Source organism: Mycobacterium sp. 155 (genome assembly GCF_000373905.1).
In the GTDB taxonomy this organism is placed as follows: Bacteria; Actinomycetota; Actinomycetes; order Mycobacteriales; family Mycobacteriaceae; genus Mycobacterium.
This window is the reverse complement of sequence record NZ_KB892705.1, coordinates 666,102-682,303: the sequence shown is the minus strand read 5'-3', so window position 1 is coordinate 682,303 and position 16,202 is coordinate 666,102. Positions and strand designations below refer to the sequence as shown.

Here is a 16,202-nt window from a genome sequence, read left to right as displayed (position 1 = left end):
GGGTCGTCAAGCCTCGGGAATGTCGCGCTCGATCTCGTCGAGCCAGATCCGTGCCGACATGTCCGACGGCGCCCGCCAGTCTCCGCGCGGCGACAGTGCACCGCCGGCCGACACCTTGGGCCCGTTGGGCAGTGCCGATCGTTTGAACTGGGAGAACGAATAAAACCGCTGTGCGAACACTTGCAGCCAGTGCCGGATCTCCTTGAGCGAGTAGACCGGTCGCTTGTCCTCGGGGAAGCCGGCCGGCCAGTCCCCCAGGTCGGCGTCGTGCCAGGCATGCCAAGCCAGGAACGCGACCTTCGACGGCCGGAACCCGTAGCGCAGCACCTGGAACAGCGAAAAATCCTGCAGCACATAAGGTCCGACCTTGGCCTCGCTGCTCTGGATTTCCTCGTCCTCGCCGGTCGGGACCAGCTCCGGGGTGATCTCGGTGTCCAGCACCGACTGCAGGATCTCGTTGACGTCTGAGTCCTCGGCTCCGAATTGCCGTGACGAGATCACCCACCGGATCAAGTGCTGGATCAGCGTTTTCGGCACCCCGCCGTTGACGTTGTAATGCGACATCTGGTCGCCGACACCGTAAGTCGACCAGCCGAGCGCCAACTCGGACAGGTCGCCGGTGCCCAGCACGATCCCGCCACGCTGATTGGCCAGCCGGAACAGGTAATCGGTGCGCAGGCCGGCCTGCACGTTCTCGAACGTGACGTCGTAGACCTTCTCGCCACGCCCGAACGGATGGTCCATCTCGGCGAGCATCAACTGGGCGGTTGGCTTGATGTCGATCTCTTCCAATGTCACGCCCAACGCACGGCTCAACCGGATGGCGTTGTTCTTGGTCCGGTCGCCGGTGGCGAAACCCGGCAGCGTGAATGCGAGAATGTCGCTGCGCGGCCGGTTTTCCCGATCCATCGCCCGCGCCGCGACGATCAGGGCATGCGTCGAGTCCAGCCCGCCGGACACGCCGATGACGACTTTGGGATAGTTCAGCGCGCGGAGCCGCTGCTCCAGACCGGACACCTGGATGTTGTAGGCCTCGTAGCAATCCTGTTGCAGCCGTTCCGGATCCGAGGGTACGAACGGGAACCGCTCGACCTCGCGCAACAACCCGATGTCGCCCGTCGGTGGGTCCAGCTGAAACTCGATACGCCGGAAGGCATCGACGACCACCCCGTGGTGGCGAGCGTTGTCGTCGAAGGTGCCCATGCGCCGCCGTTCGGCGCGCAGCAACTCCAGATCCACGTCGGCCACCGAGCGGCGCTCGCCGCGCGGGAACCGCTCGCTCTCGGCGAGCAGGCGTCCGTTCTCCCAGATCATGGTCTGGCCGTCCCAGGCCAGATCGGTGGTGGACTCGCCCTCGCCCGCGGCGGCGTAGACGTAGGCGGCCAGGCAGCGTGCCGATGCCGACCGAGCCAGCAGGCAGCGATCCGCGGCTCGGCCGACGGTGATCGGGCTGCCGGAGAGGTTGGCCAGCACCGTCGCACCGGCCAGCGCGGCCTCGGCACTCGGCGGGACGGGGACGAACATGTCTTCGCAGATCTCGACGTGCAGCACCAATCCCGGCAGGTCCGATGCCACGAATAGCAGATCGGCCCCGAACGGCACGTCGGCCCCGGCGACGTGGACGGTGCCATGCACCTCGTCGCCCGCGGCGACCTGCCGCCGCTCATAAAACTCGCGGTAGGTGGGCAGATACGACTTGGGGGCTACCCCGAGCACGGCGCCACGATGGATGACGACCGCGGTGTTGTAGATCCGGTGCCGGTGCCGCAGCGGGGCTCCGACCACGAGCACGGGTGCCAGGACCGCCGACGCGGCGACGATCTCCACGAGCGCCTCCTCGACCGATTCCAGCAGCGTGTCCTGCAGCAGGATGTCCTCGATCGAATAGCCGGACAGCGTCAGCTCGGGAAACACCGCGACGGCCACGCCGTCGTCGTGGCAGGCCTGCGCCAGTCTCAGCACCGATTCGGCGTTGGCGGGTGGATCCGCCAACGCCGTGTGAAGCGTGCACGCAGCAACCCGGGCAAAGCCATGTCGGTAGGCGGAGTAGAAGTCCATTGCCTTCATTGTCACCTGCGAGGCGCCCATGGCGGGGCGGCGGGCCCGATCGGGCGGCTGCGAACCATCCCCGGAATGGGCCAGCGCCTATTCTCGTGGGGGTGGATGCCCCCGAACTCGTCGCCGTGCTGGAGGGCCGTCGCGTCGCCGTGCTGACCGGCGCGGGTATGTCCACCGATTCCGGTATCCCCGACTACCGCGGTCCGGACTCGCCGCCGAGCAACCCGATGACTATCGGGCAGTTCAGGTCCGATCCGGTGTTCCGGCAGCGGTACTGGGCCCGCAATCACATCGGCTGGCGGCACATGGACGAGACGATGCCCAACGCCGGGCATCGGGCATTGACCGCGCTGGAGTCCGCCGGCGTGGTCGTCGGTTTGGTCACGCAGAACGTGGATCTCCTGCACACCAAGGCGGGCAGTCGCACGGTGGTCGACCTGCACGGCAGCTACGCCCGCGTGGTGTGCCTCGAGTGCGGTCGCACCATGTCGCGTGCCGCGCTGGCCGAGCTGCTGGAGGCCGCCAATCCGGGATTTCTCGAGCGAGCCGAGGCAGTCGGTGGGATCGCGGTGGCTCCCGACGCCGACGCGGTGGTGGCCGACACGGCGTCATTCACCATCGTCGACTGCCCGATCTGTGGTGGCATGCTCAAACCCGACATCGTCTATTTCGGTGAGAACGTCCCCAAAAGCCGTGTGGAGCAAGCCTATTCACTTGTCGATTCCGGCGATGCACTGCTGGTGGCGGGTTCCTCGCTGACGGTGTACTCGGGTTACCGATTCGTCCGCCACGCCGCCGCACACGGGATACCGGTGGCGATCATCAACCGGGGACGTACCCGGGGCGACGATCTGGCCACCGTGAAGGTCGACGCCGGCTGCTCGGAGCTGCTGACCCTGCTGGGCGGTGAACTGGCCGGGACGTGTACGGCATCGCCCGGATAGACCGGCTGGAACAGCACGCGGCGTGACAGCGGTGACGGCGCACGAAATACTCGGTGCCGCAGTGTGGTTCTGTCAGGCAGTGGGTTCTGTCTGACATTCGATGCAAAGGAGTTCGAGTTGGAAACCTGGGATGCGATCCGCGCGCGCCGAAACGTGCGGAGTTATCTACCCGATCCGGTCTCGGAGCGCGACCTGAATCGTATAGCCGAAGCCGGCTGGCGCGCGCCGTCCGCGGCGAACCGGCAGCACTGGGATTTCGTGATCGTCACCGACCGGGACCAGCTGCAAGAACTCTCGACGGTATGGCGCGGCGCCGGCCACATCGCGTCGGCGCCGGCCGCGATCGCGCTGGTCGTCCCGGAGGCTGCGGATGAGCACACCAAACTCATCGACCAATACGACCTGGGCCAGGCGACGCTGGCGATGACCATCGCCGCGACCGATCTCGGTATCGGAACCGGCCATTCGTCGGTAGGTGATCAACCCAAAGCGCGTGCCATTCTCGGCGTGCCCGACGACCACTTGGTGTCGTTTCTGCTCGGTGTCGGGTACCCGGCGGACCGCCCGTTCCGGCCCATTGTGAAACCTAATCGCCGTCCGTTCGACGAGGTCGTGCACTGGGGCCACTGGTGACCGCCACCACTGGCTTCGCGACGCGTGCTCACCGAGTTCTCTTGAGGGCGACCAGATCGTCGGCGTGTACCGCGGGCCGGCGCATCTCGACCGGCAGATCCCGAGTGGACCGGCCCATCACGGTCGCCAATTCCGACGCTTCGTAGGCGACGACACCGCGGGCCACCGTCTCCCCGTCGGGCGCACGTAGATCGACCACATCCCCGCCGTGGAACCGACCTGCCACCTGGGTGATCCCCGCCGGTAGCAGCGATCGCCGCTGGTGGATCACGGCCCGCACCGCGCCGTCGTCGAGGGTGAGCGCCCCTGCAGACTCGGCGGCATACCGCACCCAGAATCGCCGCGCCGACATCCGTTCGGAACGGGGCGCGAACACCGTGCCAACCGATGCATCTCGCAGTGCCGCAGCGGCATCGGCGGCCGCCGCCAACAGCACGGGCACGCCGGCATCGGCGGCCAACAAGGCTGACGACAGCTTGGACGCCATGCCGCCGGTTCCCAGGTGGCTGCCCCGGCCGGCGACGACGCCGTCCAGATCACCCTGCGCAGCGACCTCAGGTATGAAGCGCGCGTTGCCTTTTCGGGGATCCGAGTCGTAGAGGCCATCGATGTCGGACAACAGCACCAGGGCGTCGGCGCCGACCAGTTGCGCCACGAGAGCTGAGAGCCGGTCGTTGTCACCGAACCGGATCTCGTTGGTGGCGACGGTGTCGTTCTCGTTGACGATCGCGACCGCATGCAGCGCCCGCAGCCGGTCCAGGGTCCGTTGGGCGTTGTTGTGCTGCACCCGCATCGAGACGTCATGCGCGGTCAGCAACACCTGACCGACAGTCCGGTTGTAGGCGGCGAAAGCGGTGTTCCACGCGTTGATCAGTGCCACCTGGCCGACGCTGGCCGCGGCCTGTTTGGTGGCCAGGTCCGTGGGCCGCTTGGTCAGCCGCAACGGTTCGATCCCGGCGGCGATGGCACCCGAGGACACGATCACCACATCCGAGCCGGCTTTCATCCGGCCCTCGATGGCCTCGACGAGGTACGCCAACCGGGCCGCGTCGAACACCCCGGTGGGGGTGGTGAGCGCGGTGGTTCCGATCTTGACGACGACGCTGCGCGCGGTGCGGATCGCCTCCCGGTGAGCAGAGGATGCCGAGTGTGCGCCCGTCACTCGTCTTCGCTTCGTTCGTTGATGTTCCTCGCGTGCGCGCCCGGACTGCGCCGCTCGCGGCGGGCGGCCTTGCGCTCGGCCGCTCCGACGCGGTCTGTCTGCTCCAGCCGGATGTCGGTGCCGCGACCGGTCAGCGGCACGTCGACACCGGCGGGGGTCTGCGGTTCCCAGTCGAAGGTCATATCGCCGATGGTCACGGCACACCCCGGCCGCGCACCACGCTTGAACAGTTCATCCTCGACACCCAGCCGGGCCAGGCGGTCACCGAGATAGCCGACAGCCTCGTCGTTGTCGAAATTCGTCTGCGCAATCCAGCGTTCGGGGCGCACCCCGCGAACGATGAAGCCACCCTGCCCGTCGGACTCCACGGTGAACCCGCTCTCATCGATGGCGATGGGTCGGATCACCGGGCGTCGCGCTGCGATCTCAGGTTGGGCGTCGCGGTAGGCCTTCACCATGTCCCACAACGCAAAGGTCAAGGGGCGCAGGCCTGCACGGCTCACGGTCGACACCTCGAACACCGGCCAGCCGAACCGCCGGGCCACCTCGTCGCGGACGAAGTCGGCGAGCTCGTGCGCGTCCGGAACGTCGATCTTGTTGAGCACCACCGCCCGCGGCCGCGAGGCCAGGTCACCCAGAGCCGAATCGCCTTGCAGAGTAGGGGTATACGCGGCCAGTTCGGCCTCGAGTGCCTCGATGTCGGATATCGGGTCGCGGCCTGGTTCCATTGTGGCGCAGTCCACAACGTGCACAAGTACCGCGCAGCGTTCGAGATGCCGCAGGAACTCCAGGCCAAGTCCGCGCCCTTCGGAGGCGCCGGGGATGAGACCGGGGACGTCGGCCACGGTATAGGTGTTGTCGCCGGCCGACACCACACCCAGATTGGGCGCCAGTGTGGTGAACGGATAGTCGGCGATCTTCGGTTTGGCCGCCGAGATCGCCGACACCAGTGAAGATTTGCCTGCTGAGGGAAAACCGATCAGACCGACATCGGCAACGGTCTTGAGCTCTAGGGTGAGATCGCGGGCCTGGCCCTTCTCACCGAGCAGCGCGAAGCCGGGGGCTTTGCGCGCCCGGGACGCCAGCGCGGCATTGCCCAGGCCGCCGCGTCCGCCCACGGCGGCTTCGAAACGGCTGCCCGCTCCGACGAGATCGGCGAGCATCCGCCCGTCCTCGTCGAGCACGACGGTGCCGTCGGGTACGCGGACTTCGAGATCGGTACCTGATGCGCCGTCCCGGTTGCTGCCGGCACCCTGCTTACCGGAGGGCGCCGCGACATGCGGATGAAAGTGGAAGTCCAGCAGGGTGTGCACCTGCGAGTCTACAACGAGGACGACGCTGCCGCCGCGACCACCGTTGCCGCCGTCAGGGCCACCAAGGGGTTTGAACTTTTCGCGGTGCACCGAGGCACACCCATTGCCGCCGTTACCGGCCCGCGCGTGGATGACGACGCGGTCGACAAACCGGGACATCGGACATCCTCTCCGTCGAATGTGAAGCTATCGCGAAATCTCAGTCGAGAACTCGCAGCTGCTTCACATTCGCGGAGAATCCTCGATGTCTCAGGCCTCCGGGCGCGGAACGGGAACGATGTTCACGTTCTTGCGGCCACGCTTGGACCCGAACTCCACGGCGCCGGGGGCCAGCGCGAACAGCGTGTCGTCGCCTCCGCGGCCGACGTTGACGCCGGGGTGGAAATGAGTACCCCGCTGGCGAACGAGGATCTCGCCAGCCTTGACGACCTGGCCGCCGAACCGCTTGACGCCGAGCCGCTGTGCCGCGGAGTCGCGACCGTTACGTGAGCTGGAAGCGCCCTTCTTATGTGCCATCTAGATGCCCCTCGCTACTTAATACCGGTGACCTTGAGCACGGTCAGCTGCTGACGGTGCCCCTGGCGCTTGTGGTAGCCGGTCTTGTTCTTGAACTTGTGGATACGGATCTTCGGGCCCTTGGTGTGCTCCAAGACCTCGCCGGTCACAGCGACCTTGGCCAGGTCGTCGGCCTTGCTCGTGACGTTGGCGCCATCGACCACCAGGGCGACCGGCAGCGACACGGATGCGCCCGGCTCGGCATCGAGCTTCTCAACCTTCACCACGTCACCGGCCGCAACCTTGTACTGCTTGCCACCGGTCTTGACGATTGCGTATGTCGCCATCGTGTCCTCTGCTGTGCGGGCGCGCGCTACCGGTCGGTGCGTGCGCGGGTCTTGGGTGGCGGGGGTACCCCGCCGTCACCGGCCTGCGACTGCAGACACTGGCGACAACTGGTCAAGGGTACGTGACCAGCGGGTAGAGGGTCAAACCGCCCGTACCCCCTGCTACTCGTGGGTGGGCGGGCCGGCTGGCCGGGCAGCTGCCCGACGACGCTGCCGCCGGGCGACGGTGATCACCTGCGGAAGTTCGACCTCGTCGTCATCGTCCCCGTCGTCATCGTCCGAGTCGTCGTCTGCCGAATCCTCGTCGGTCGAGTCGTTGTCGATGACGTCGATGTCGTCGTCGACATCCTCATCATCAGAGTCCAGGTCGATCTCGTCCTCATCCGACTCTTCGTCGTCATCCTCGTCCGAGTCGTCGTCATCATCCTCGTCCGAGTTCTCGTCGTCGTCGTCATTCTCGTCGTCGTCGAGATCTTCCTCGGCGGTCTCGCGGGCCACTTGCTCGGCGGTGTCGTCGCCGCGCTCGGCAACGACACTGTCGTCCTCGGTGCTCTCGAGGTCGTCGAACTCTTCGTACTCCTTGGAGTGCTCGTCTTGTTCCTCGTCGTCGTGAAGGCGACCGTTGGCCGCGGCCATGGCCTTGAACATCGGGTGTTCTCCGGCCGGGTGGTCGGGCACCTTGACGACGGGCATGTCCTCAGGTTTGCCACCCTTCTTGCCGCGCTTGCTGCGCCGTCCACCACCACTGCTGGGCTCAGATTGGCGCCCACCGCCCGCCGACGCGGAGTCGACGGGATCACCGTGCAGCACGATCCCGCGGCCACCACAGTGCGTGCACGACGTGGAGAACGCTTCGATCAGACCGGTGCCCAATCGCTTTCGGGTCAGCTGTACCAAGCCCAGCGACGTCACCTCGGAGACCTGGTGACGCGTGCGGTCCCGGGCCAGCGCCTCAGTCAATCGGCGCAGCACCAGATCGCGATTGGATTCCAGCACCATGTCGATGAAGTCGATGACGACGATGCCGCCGATGTCGCGCAGCCGCAGCTGTCGGACGATCTCTTCCGCGGCTTCCAGATTGTTTCGGGTGACCGTCTGCTCCAGATTCCCGCCGGAGCCGGTGAACTTGCCGGTGTTGACATCGACGACGGTCATCGCCTCGGTGCGGTCGATAACCAAAGTGCCGCCCGAGGGCAGCCAGACCTTGCGGTCCATCGCCTTGGCCAACTGCTCGTCGATGCGGTGCACGGCGAACACGTCCGGGCCGACCGCTCCGTCAGAACCTGCCGGCTCATACTTCGTCAACCTGCTCACGAGGTCGGGAGCCACGGTGTTCACGTAAGAGTTGATGGTGTTCCAGGCGTCGTCGCCGGACACGATGAGCCCGGAGAAGTCCTCGTTGAACAGGTCACGGATGACCTTCACCAGCACGTCGGGCTCCTCGTAGAGGGCGACGGCCGCGCCGGCCTTCTTGTCGGTGATCTCGGCGGCCTTGGCCTCGATGCCCGTCCAGCGCTCCTGCAGTCGGTTCACATCGGAGCGGATGTCGTCTTCCTTGACGCCTTCCGACGCGGTGCGGATGATCACGCCGGCATTGGCAGGGACCACCTCGCGCAGGATCTCTTTGAGACGCTGCCGCTCGGTGTCGGGCAGCTTGCGGCTGATGCCGGTCGACGACGCCCCGGGGACGTACACCAGATACCGGCCGGCCAACGACACCTGCGTGGTGAGCCTCGCGCCCTTGTGCCCGACCGGATCCTTGCTGACCTGGACGACGACGTAGTCGCCGGGCTTGAGGGCCTGCTCGATCTTGCGGTTGGCGCCACCGAGCCCGGCGGCCTCCCAGTTCACCTCACCGGCGTAGAGCACGCCATTGCGGCCACGGCCGATATCGACGAATGCCGCCTCCATCGAAGGCAGCACGTTTTGCACGATGCCCAGGTAGATGTTGCCCACCAACGAGGCTGATGCGGCAGACGTCACAAAGTGCTCGACCACGACACCGTCTTCGAGCACCGCGATCTGGGTGTATCGGGCGCCCTCGTGCGGCGGCTCGCTGCGCACTTTGTCACGCACGATCATGGTGCGTTCGACGGCTTCGCGACGGGCCAGGAACTCGGCCTCGCTGAGGATCGGCGGGCGGCGGCGCCCCGCGTCGCGGCCATCGCGACGGCGCTGACGCTTGGCCTCCAAGCGGGTCGATCCGGATATGCCCTGGATCTCCGAGTCGTCCCCGGCAGTCTTGTCCGACCGATCGGATCGCGGCGTGCGCTCGTGCACGACGGTGTTCGGTGGATCGTCAGGCGATCCGGCGTCGTCGGAGTCTCCCGAGCCGGTCTTGCGGCGCCTGCGCCGGCGCCGGCGCCGGGTGCCGCCGTCGGTGCCGGTGCTGTCCTCGTCGCCGTCCTCGTCCGAGTCATCGGACTCCTCGCCCGAATCCTGCTCACTCTCGGCTTGATCGTCATCGGTGTCGGCGTCAGTGTCCGGGCCGTTGTCGTCGTTCTGTTCGCCACGGCCGCGACCCCGGCCCCGACGTCCGCGGCGACGCCGGCGCGCGGTAGGCCGGTCAGCCTGGTCCTCGTCGGAATCACCATCCGCATCACTGTCGGAGGACGTATCGAAGTCGTCGTCATCGTCGTCGGTATCGACGGGCTCGAAAACGATCGGCTGGGGTGCGACGAACAGCGGCAGATAGTCCGCACGTTCGGTGTGCGCCTCACGAGCCGGGGGGATGTTCGCGGTCTCCAGGATCAGCCGGGACTCGGGTTCGTCACCCACCACGACAGACTCGACCAGTGCGGGTTCAGGCTCCGATTCAGGTTCAGGCTCCGCGGCCGCGGGCTCCAGCTCAGGTTCCGATGGCTCGGGTTCCGGTTCGAACGCCACGGGCTGAGCCTCGGCGGGCAGTTCGGGTTCCGACACAACAGCCGTCGGGGACGTCTCGAACACCGCGACGGACTCAATCGCCGCCACCGGTTGCACGGACTCGACTACAACAGCATCGACCACGCTAGGTTGGACGGCGGATTCAGTCGGGGCCAAGGCCGCACGGACCCGCTCGGCGTCAGCTTTGTTGACGGTCGAGTGCGCACTGCGGTGGCGTCCGTCGAACTCGGCGAGCGCATCGAGCACCCGCCGGCTGGTGGTGCCGAGCACTCGGGCGAGCGAATGGACCCTCAGGCGTTCTGGGAGTCCGTCCTGCTGCGGAGTCTGGGTGGATAGGTCTTCGGTATGGGCATCTTCGGCCACGTATTCTCCTCAAGCCCCCGGGCGCGTCGTAACGACGCGGCCACGCGAGGGCTTCCGCTATTGGCCCGGGATACTTCACCCGGACTTGTTGTGGTCTCGCTCCGGGCGGCTCAATGGCGAACCCACCCGGTGCCTGGCTGAATGATGGCTGGACGGTCGGCGCCGCACCGAATTACGGTGGTCGCGCTCGTCGAAGTCTTCATTCGGGTGTTCAGCCTCGGTTGAGGCTGAACACCCGCGACCAGTATCCCACATCACCGCGGCCGTACCGACCAAGACCGCGTGCGGAGTTACTCCCCGGCAGATTCTCCGGGGAACCAGAGGGCGATCTCGCGGGCCGCCGACTCCAGCGAATCCGAGCCGTGCACCAGGTTGTCCTGGGTCACCAGGGCCAGGTCGCCACGGATCGTGCCCGGCACGGCCTTCTCCACCGGATCGGTGCCGCCGGCGAGCTGCCGGAATGCGGCCACCGCGCGGGGGCCCTCGACGATCGCGGCGACCACGGGGCCGGACGTGATGAATTCGAGCAGCGAACCGAAGAACGGCTTGTCCGCATGCTCGGCGTAGTGCTGCCGCGCCAGCTCATCGCTGACGTTCTTCAGCTCCAGGGCCGCCAGGGTCAGGCCCTTGCGTTCTATCCGGCCGATGATCTCCCCGACCAGGTGGCGCTCTACGCCGTCGGGCTTGATCAACACGAGGGTCCGCTCAGTCACGGCGCATAGCGTACCGTCCGCCGACTACGCGATCGTCGCCACTCCCGTATCAAGGCTGTAGTAGGCGGTGACGACCTTCACCGCGCCGGAATTCAGCCGGTCACGTATCACCGACGTCGCCACGATCGCGTCCTTGGACAGCTCGGCGTTCGCCCGCACGGTGTTGTCCAGAAGGTCGCCCTGCCGCTGCTCAGCGACGGTGATGGCCGGCGTGATCGCCGCGACCAACGCGTTCATGTCTTCTTCCGGCGCCTTGTGGTCCTGAACCGTCTTGAGCGTGGCCGACACCGCACCACAGTCCTGATGGCCCATGACAACCACCAGAGGCGCGCCCAGATGCGCCACGCCGTACTCGACGCTGTCCAACAGCGAGGCGTCGACGACGTTACCGGCGACGCGCGCGACGAACAGGTCACCCAGGCCCTGGTCGAAGATCACCTCCGGCGGCAGCCGGGAGTCCGAGCAGCTCAGCACCACCGCAAACGGCTGCTGAGACTTCGACAACGAGAGCCGACTGGCCGGATCCTGGTTCGGGTTCCGCATCTGGGCGTCGACGAACCTGCGGTTGCCGTCGCGCAATTGCTGCAGCGCGACGTCGGGGTTGGTGATCACCGGCCGCGGGGTCTCGGTGACGAACACCTCCCCGGGCGGAACGGTCACCGTGCCGGTGCTCTCCTCCGACGCGGGCTTGCCACAGGCTGCCAGCGCTGTCGCCGCACCGACGCCTACGAGCCCGAGCCAGCGGCGCCGCGAAAATGTAAGGTCCACCGCACCACTCTGGTCGCTGAGGTAAATAATTGACAGTCCTCGGCGGCCGGTGTCGTCATCTTTCTTCCGGCGAATCCTGCTGACCGGGCAGCAGGCCCCTGTCCTGTCGCCGTTTGACCTCGCCACGCAGATACAGGATCAACAGCCAGACCAGCAGGAACACGATGCCCATGAAGCCGATTCCGGGATGGATCACCACCCCGGCGATCAGCACGAACTGCAGTGCCAGGTTCATCCAGATCGCCCACGGCCTGCCCTGCAGGCCCGACATCAGGATGAGAACCACTGCCAGGCCCACCAGGTAGCCGCCCGACCACACGGTCAGCCCGTTGCCACTGTTCGCGACGACAGGAAGGGCCAACAGGACCACGATGGCTTCGAGGATCAGGGTTCCGGCCATGACACCGCGGAAGCTCTTCCACGGATCAGGTGGCGTGCTCACTGTGGGTCCTTCCCGAACAAGCTGCGTGCAGCGCCGGCGGTTACCACCGAACCAGTGATCACCATGCCTGCCCCGGACAATCCCTCGCCCTCGGCGCCGGCGTCCTCAACCAGGGCGGTGGCGGTTTCGATGGCGTCGGGCAGCGTGGACGCGGTGATGACGCGGTCCGGGCCGAAGCGTTCCTCGGCCAACTGAGTCAGCGACTCGACGTCGAGAGCGCGGGGCGAGCCGTTGTGGGTCACCACAATCTGATCGAACGCCGGTTCCAGAGCAGTCAGGATGCCGTCGACGTCCTTGTCGGCCAGCACTGACACCACACCCACCAGGTAGCGGAAGTCGAACTCTTCCCGCAAAGTTTCCGCCAGGGCTGCCGCTCCGGCGGGGTTGTGTGCGGCGTCGATGAAAACAGTTGGCGCACTGCGCATCCGCTCCAGCCGGCCCGGGCTGCGCACCGCCGCGAAACCAGCCCGCACCGCGTCGAGGTCAAGTTGGCGGTCTGCACCGGCACCGAAGAACGCCTCCACCGCTGCCAGCGCGACCGCGGCGTTATGCGCCTGGTGTTCACCGTGCAGCGGCAAGAAGATGTCCGAGTACACCCCGCCGAGCCCCTGCAATTCCAGCATCTGCCCGCCGATCGCGACCTGGCGCCCCAGCACCGCGAACTCGGAGTTCTCCCGGGCCACTGCGGCGTCGGCGCGCACGGTCTCGGCCAGCAGCACCTCCATCGCCTCGGGTGGTTGCTGGGCAATGACCGCCACGGTGGACATGTCCATTTCCAATGGAACCAGGTCGTCGGGCTGGCGGGTGATGATCCCGGCTTTCTCCCCCGCGATTGCGACGATCGTGTCACCGAGGTAGTCGGTGTGGTCGATCCCGATCGGGGTGATCACCGCAACCGGCGCATTGACGACGTTGGTGGCATCCCACCGCCCGCCCATGCCGGTCTCGACAACCGCGACGTCGATGGGGGCGTCGGCGAACGCCACGAATGCCATCGCCGTCAACACTTCGAACTTACTCATCTTCGGTCCGCCGGTCGCTTCGGACTGCCGATCGACGAGCTCGACCAGCGGCTCGATCTCGCGGTAGGTCTCGACATACCGGGCCGGTGAAATCGGTTTGCCGTCAATGGAAATCCGCTCCACCGCGGACTGTAGGTGCGGGCTGGTGGTGCGCCCGGTGCGGCGGTGCAGCGCGATCAGCAGGGCGTCGATGATCCGGCACACCGAGGTTTTGCCGTTGGTGCCCGCAACGTGGATGGACGGGTACGCCCGCTGCGGCGAACCCAGCAGCTCCAGCAGCGCGACGATCCGGGTGGTGCTGGGTTCCAGTTTGGTCTCCGGCCAGCGCTGGTCGAGCAGGTGCTCGACCTGAAGCAAGGCGGCGATCTCGTCCGGCGAAGGAATCGGGTCAGTCACCGGCTCGCTCATGCCAGACCGGCCAAGCGCGCGGTGATGCGTTCGACCTCCTCGGTGGCCACCTGCTGGCGACCACGGATCTTGTCGACCACGTCGGCGGGCGCTTTGGCGAGGAACGCGTCATTGCCGAGTTTTGCGGTAGTGGTGGTCATCTCCTTCTGAGCGGCGGCCAGATCCTTTTCCAGCCGCCGGCGTTCGGCGGCGACGTCGACGGTGCCGGATGTGTCCACCTCGACCACGACGGTGGTCTGCGACAACCGCACCTCGACGGCGGCCGACGGGGTGAATCCGTCACCGGCCTCGGTCAGCCAGGCCAGAGCAGTGATGGCGGGAAGCTGCCCGGAAAGGCCCGCGGCGGCGATGTCGGACAGCCGGGCCGGAACCTTCTGTCGATCGGCCAACCCCTGATCGCTGCGGAACCGCCGCACCTCGGTGATGAGCTTCTGCATATCGGTAATACGTTGGGCAGCAACAGAATCCGGAGCAAATCCGGATGGCTCCGGCCACGCCGCGATCACCGCCGACTCGCCACCGGTGAGGGTCTTCCACAGCGTCTCGGTGACGAAGGGCATCACCGGATGCAGCAGCTTGAGCAGCGTGTCGAGGACCGCTGCGAGCACCGCCGTGGTGTGAGGCAAACCGCCGAACAGCTGTACCTTGGCCAGCTCCACGTACCAGTCGCAGAATTCGTCCCATGCGAAGTGGTAGAGCGCTTCGCAGGCCCGGCTGAACTGATACGAGTCGAGCGCATCGTCGACCTCGGCGCGAACCTCCTCCAACCGGCCCAAAATCCAGCGGTCGGCGTCGGTCAGCTCATCCGCCGGCGGCAGTGGGGCGGGAGAGGTGCCGTTCATCAACGCGAACCGGGTGGCGTTGAACAGCTTGGTCGCGAAGTTGCGCGAGGCCCGGGCGTGGTCCTCGCCGATGGACAGATCGCCGCCGGGACTCGCGCCCCGGGCCAGGGTGAATCGCAAGGCGTCGGCGCCGAACTTCTCCACCCAGTCCAGCGGGTCGATGCCGTTGCCCCGCGACTTGCTCATCTTGCGGCCGAACTCATCGCGAATCAGGCCGTGTAGGAAGACATTCTGGAACGGCACCTGCCTGCCGCGCACCCCGTCGAGCGTGATCGCCGGGTCGTTGCCGACGAACGTGCCGAACATCATCATCCGGGCCACCCAGAAGAACAGGATGTCGTAGCCGGTGACCAGCACACTGGTCGGGTAGAACTTGGTCAGTTCGGGAGTGCGGTCGGGCCATCCCATGGTGGAGAACGGCCACAGTGCCGACGAGAACCAGGTGTCCAGCACGTCGGGGTCCTGTTCCCAGCCCTCCGGCGGGGTCTCGTCGGGTCCGACGCACACCGTCTCGCCATTGGGGCCGTGCCAGATCGGGATGCGGTGGCCCCACCACAGCTGCCGGGAGATGCACCAATCGTGCATGTCGTCGACCCAGGAGAACCACCGCGGCTCTAGGCTCGGCGGGTGAATCACGGTGTCGCCGCCCCGCACGGCGTCTCCGGCGGCCTTGGCCAGGCTCTCGACCTTGACCCACCACTGCAGCGACAGCCGCGGTTCGATGGGCTCGCCGCTGCGCTCCGAATGCCCGACGCTGTGCAGGTAGGGCCGTTTCTCGGCGACGATCCGGCCCTGCTCGGCCAAGGCCTCGCGCACCTTGACGCGCGCCTCGAACCGGTCCATCCCGTCGAATTGCGTTCCGGTGTCGGCGATTCGGCCCTTGGTGTCCATGATCGTCGGCATCGGCAGCTGGTGACGCAACCCGATCTCGAAGTCGTTCGGGTCGTGCGCCGGAGTGACTTTGACTGCGCCCGTGCCGAATTCGGGATCGACGTGGCTGTCGGCCACAATAATGATGCGGTCATCCAAAAACGGGTGCGGCAACGTCTTGCCGACCAGGTGGCGGTAGCGCTCGTCGTCGGGGTGCACGGCAATCGCGGTGTCGCCCAACATGGTTTCGACGCGGGTGGTCGCCACCACGATATGGGGCTCGTCGTCGCTCATCGAGCCGTAGCGGAACGACACGAGTTCGCCCTCGACGTCGTCATACTTGACCTCGAGATCGCTGATCGCAGTCTCGAGCACGGGCGACCAGTTGACAAGCCGCTCGGCTTGATAGATCAGCCCGGCGTCGAACAGGCGCTTGAAGATCGTGCGGACCGCGCGGGACAGACCGTCGTCCATGGTGAACCGGTCGCGACTCCAGTCCACTCCGTCGCCGATGCGGCGCATTTGCGCGCCGATGGTTCCGCCGGACTCACGCTTCCAGTCCCATACCTTCTCGACGAACAGTTCGCGGCCGAAGTCTTCCTTGGTCTTGCCGTCGGTGGCGAGCTGCTTCTCGACCAAAGTCTGGGTGGCGATGCCGGCGTGGTCCATGCCGGGCAGCCACAGCACTTCGTAGCCCTGCATTCGCTTACGCCGAGTGAGGACGTCCATCAAAGTGTGGTCCAGGGCGTGGCCCATGTGCAGGCTGCCGGTCACGTTCGGGGGCGGCAGCACGATCGAGTAGGCGGGCTTATCACTCGTGGCATCGGCAGTGAAGTAACCGGCGTCCACCCAGCCCTGGTACAGCTCAGCTTCTACCGCACCCGGCTCCCAGGACTTGGGGAGGGCGTCGGCGCGATCGTCAGGGGTGGAAGTCAC

General features: G+C 66.6%; 13 protein-coding genes. 2 read left to right on the top strand and 11 right to left on the bottom strand.

Annotation, left to right across the window (positions count from 1 at the left end; genetic code table 11):
- Positions 1-6: 6 nt before the first annotated feature.
- Positions 7-2,058, bottom strand: coding sequence for an NAD(+) synthase (locus B133_RS0103090; RefSeq protein ID WP_018599249.1), 2,052 nt, complete (start codon positions 2,056-2,058; stop codon positions 7-9).
- 101 nt (positions 2,059-2,159) lie between these two features.
- Here B133_RS0103090 and B133_RS0103085 point away from each other — a divergent pair, with 101 nt between their 5' ends.
- Both B133_RS0103085 and B133_RS0103080 read left to right on the top strand, forming a co-directional pair.
- On the top strand, positions 2,160-3,002 hold the full coding sequence (locus B133_RS0103085; RefSeq protein WP_026255908.1) for an NAD-dependent protein deacetylase: 843 nt from the start codon (positions 2,160-2,162) through the stop codon (positions 3,000-3,002).
- Between the two features lie 117 nt (positions 3,003-3,119).
- Positions 3,120-3,635 carry a nitroreductase family protein gene (locus B133_RS0103080; RefSeq protein ID WP_026255907.1) on the top strand — a complete coding sequence of 172 codons (516 nt, stop codon included), beginning with the start codon at positions 3,120-3,122 and terminating at the stop codon, positions 3,633-3,635.
- 28 nt (positions 3,636-3,663) lie between these two features.
- Here the strand turns inward: B133_RS0103080 and proB are convergent, their stop codons facing one another.
- From proB to B133_RS0103030, 10 genes are all read right to left on the bottom strand, one after another.
- Complete coding sequence (gene proB, locus B133_RS0103075; protein WP_018599246.1) at positions 3,664-4,797, bottom strand: glutamate 5-kinase; 1,134 nt, start codon at positions 4,795-4,797, stop codon at positions 3,664-3,666.
- On the bottom strand, positions 4,794-6,269 hold the full coding sequence (obgE, locus tag B133_RS0103070; protein WP_018599245.1) for a GTPase ObgE: 1,476 nt from the start codon (positions 6,267-6,269) through the stop codon (positions 4,794-4,796). Before obgE ends, proB begins: the two co-directional genes overlap by 4 nt.
- A 90-nt stretch (positions 6,270-6,359) precedes the next feature.
- Entirely contained in the window at positions 6,360-6,626 is a 267-nt protein-coding gene (gene rpmA / locus B133_RS0103065; RefSeq protein ID WP_018599244.1) for a 50S ribosomal protein L27, read from the bottom strand.
- Between the two features lie 14 nt (positions 6,627-6,640).
- Positions 6,641-6,952, bottom strand: coding sequence for a 50S ribosomal protein L21 (rplU, locus tag B133_RS0103060; RefSeq protein WP_003879728.1), 312 nt, complete (start codon positions 6,950-6,952; stop codon positions 6,641-6,643).
- 162 nt (positions 6,953-7,114) lie between these two features.
- Positions 7,115-10,201, bottom strand: a complete 3,087-nt coding sequence (locus tag B133_RS0103055; RefSeq protein WP_018599243.1) for an Rne/Rng family ribonuclease — start codon at positions 10,199-10,201, stop codon at positions 7,115-7,117.
- Positions 10,202-10,491: 290 nt separating this feature from the next.
- A complete protein-coding gene (ndk, locus tag B133_RS0103050; protein WP_018599242.1) occupies positions 10,492-10,914 on the bottom strand; it encodes a nucleoside-diphosphate kinase in 423 nt (140 codons plus the stop codon).
- Positions 10,915-10,938: 24 nt separating this feature from the next.
- Positions 10,939-11,682 carry a carbonic anhydrase gene (locus B133_RS0103045; protein ID WP_018599241.1) on the bottom strand — a complete coding sequence of 248 codons (744 nt, stop codon included), beginning with the start codon at positions 11,680-11,682 and terminating at the stop codon, positions 10,939-10,941.
- 55 nt (positions 11,683-11,737) lie between these two features.
- On the bottom strand, positions 11,738-12,082 hold the full coding sequence (locus tag B133_RS22295) for a DUF4233 domain-containing protein (protein WP_198291032.1): 345 nt from the start codon (positions 12,080-12,082) through the stop codon (positions 11,738-11,740).
- Between the two features lie 38 nt (positions 12,083-12,120).
- Positions 12,121-13,554 carry a folylpolyglutamate synthase/dihydrofolate synthase family protein gene (locus B133_RS0103035; protein ID WP_018599239.1) on the bottom strand — a complete coding sequence of 478 codons (1,434 nt, stop codon included), beginning with the start codon at positions 13,552-13,554 and terminating at the stop codon, positions 12,121-12,123.
- Positions 13,551-16,202 (bottom strand): valine--tRNA ligase, encoded by a 2,652-nt coding sequence (locus B133_RS0103030; RefSeq protein WP_018599238.1) that lies wholly within the window; start codon positions 16,200-16,202, stop codon positions 13,551-13,553. Before B133_RS0103030 ends, B133_RS0103035 begins: the two co-directional genes overlap by 4 nt.

What these genes read in the sequence shown, in the direction of transcription:
- B133_RS0103090 (WP_018599249.1), bottom strand. Translation starts at nt 2,058, where the DNA reads ATGGACTTCTACTCCGCCTACCGACATGGCTTTGCCCGGGTTGCTGCG.
- obgE (WP_018599245.1), bottom strand. Translation starts at nt 6,269, where the DNA reads ATGTCCCGGTTTGTCGACCGCGTCGTCATCCACGCGCGGGCCGGTAAC.
- rpmA (WP_018599244.1), bottom strand. Translation starts at nt 6,626, where the DNA reads ATGGCACATAAGAAGGGCGCTTCCAGCTCACGTAACGGTCGCGACTCC.
- rplU (WP_003879728.1), bottom strand. Translation starts at nt 6,952, where the DNA reads ATGGCGACATACGCAATCGTCAAGACCGGTGGCAAGCAGTACAAGGTT.
- B133_RS22295 (WP_198291032.1), bottom strand. Translation starts at nt 12,082, where the DNA reads ATGGCCGGAACCCTGATCCTCGAAGCCATCGTGGTCCTGTTGGCCCTT.
- B133_RS0103035 (WP_018599239.1), bottom strand. Translation starts at nt 13,554, where the DNA reads ATGAGCGAGCCGGTGACTGACCCGATTCCTTCGCCGGACGAGATCGCC.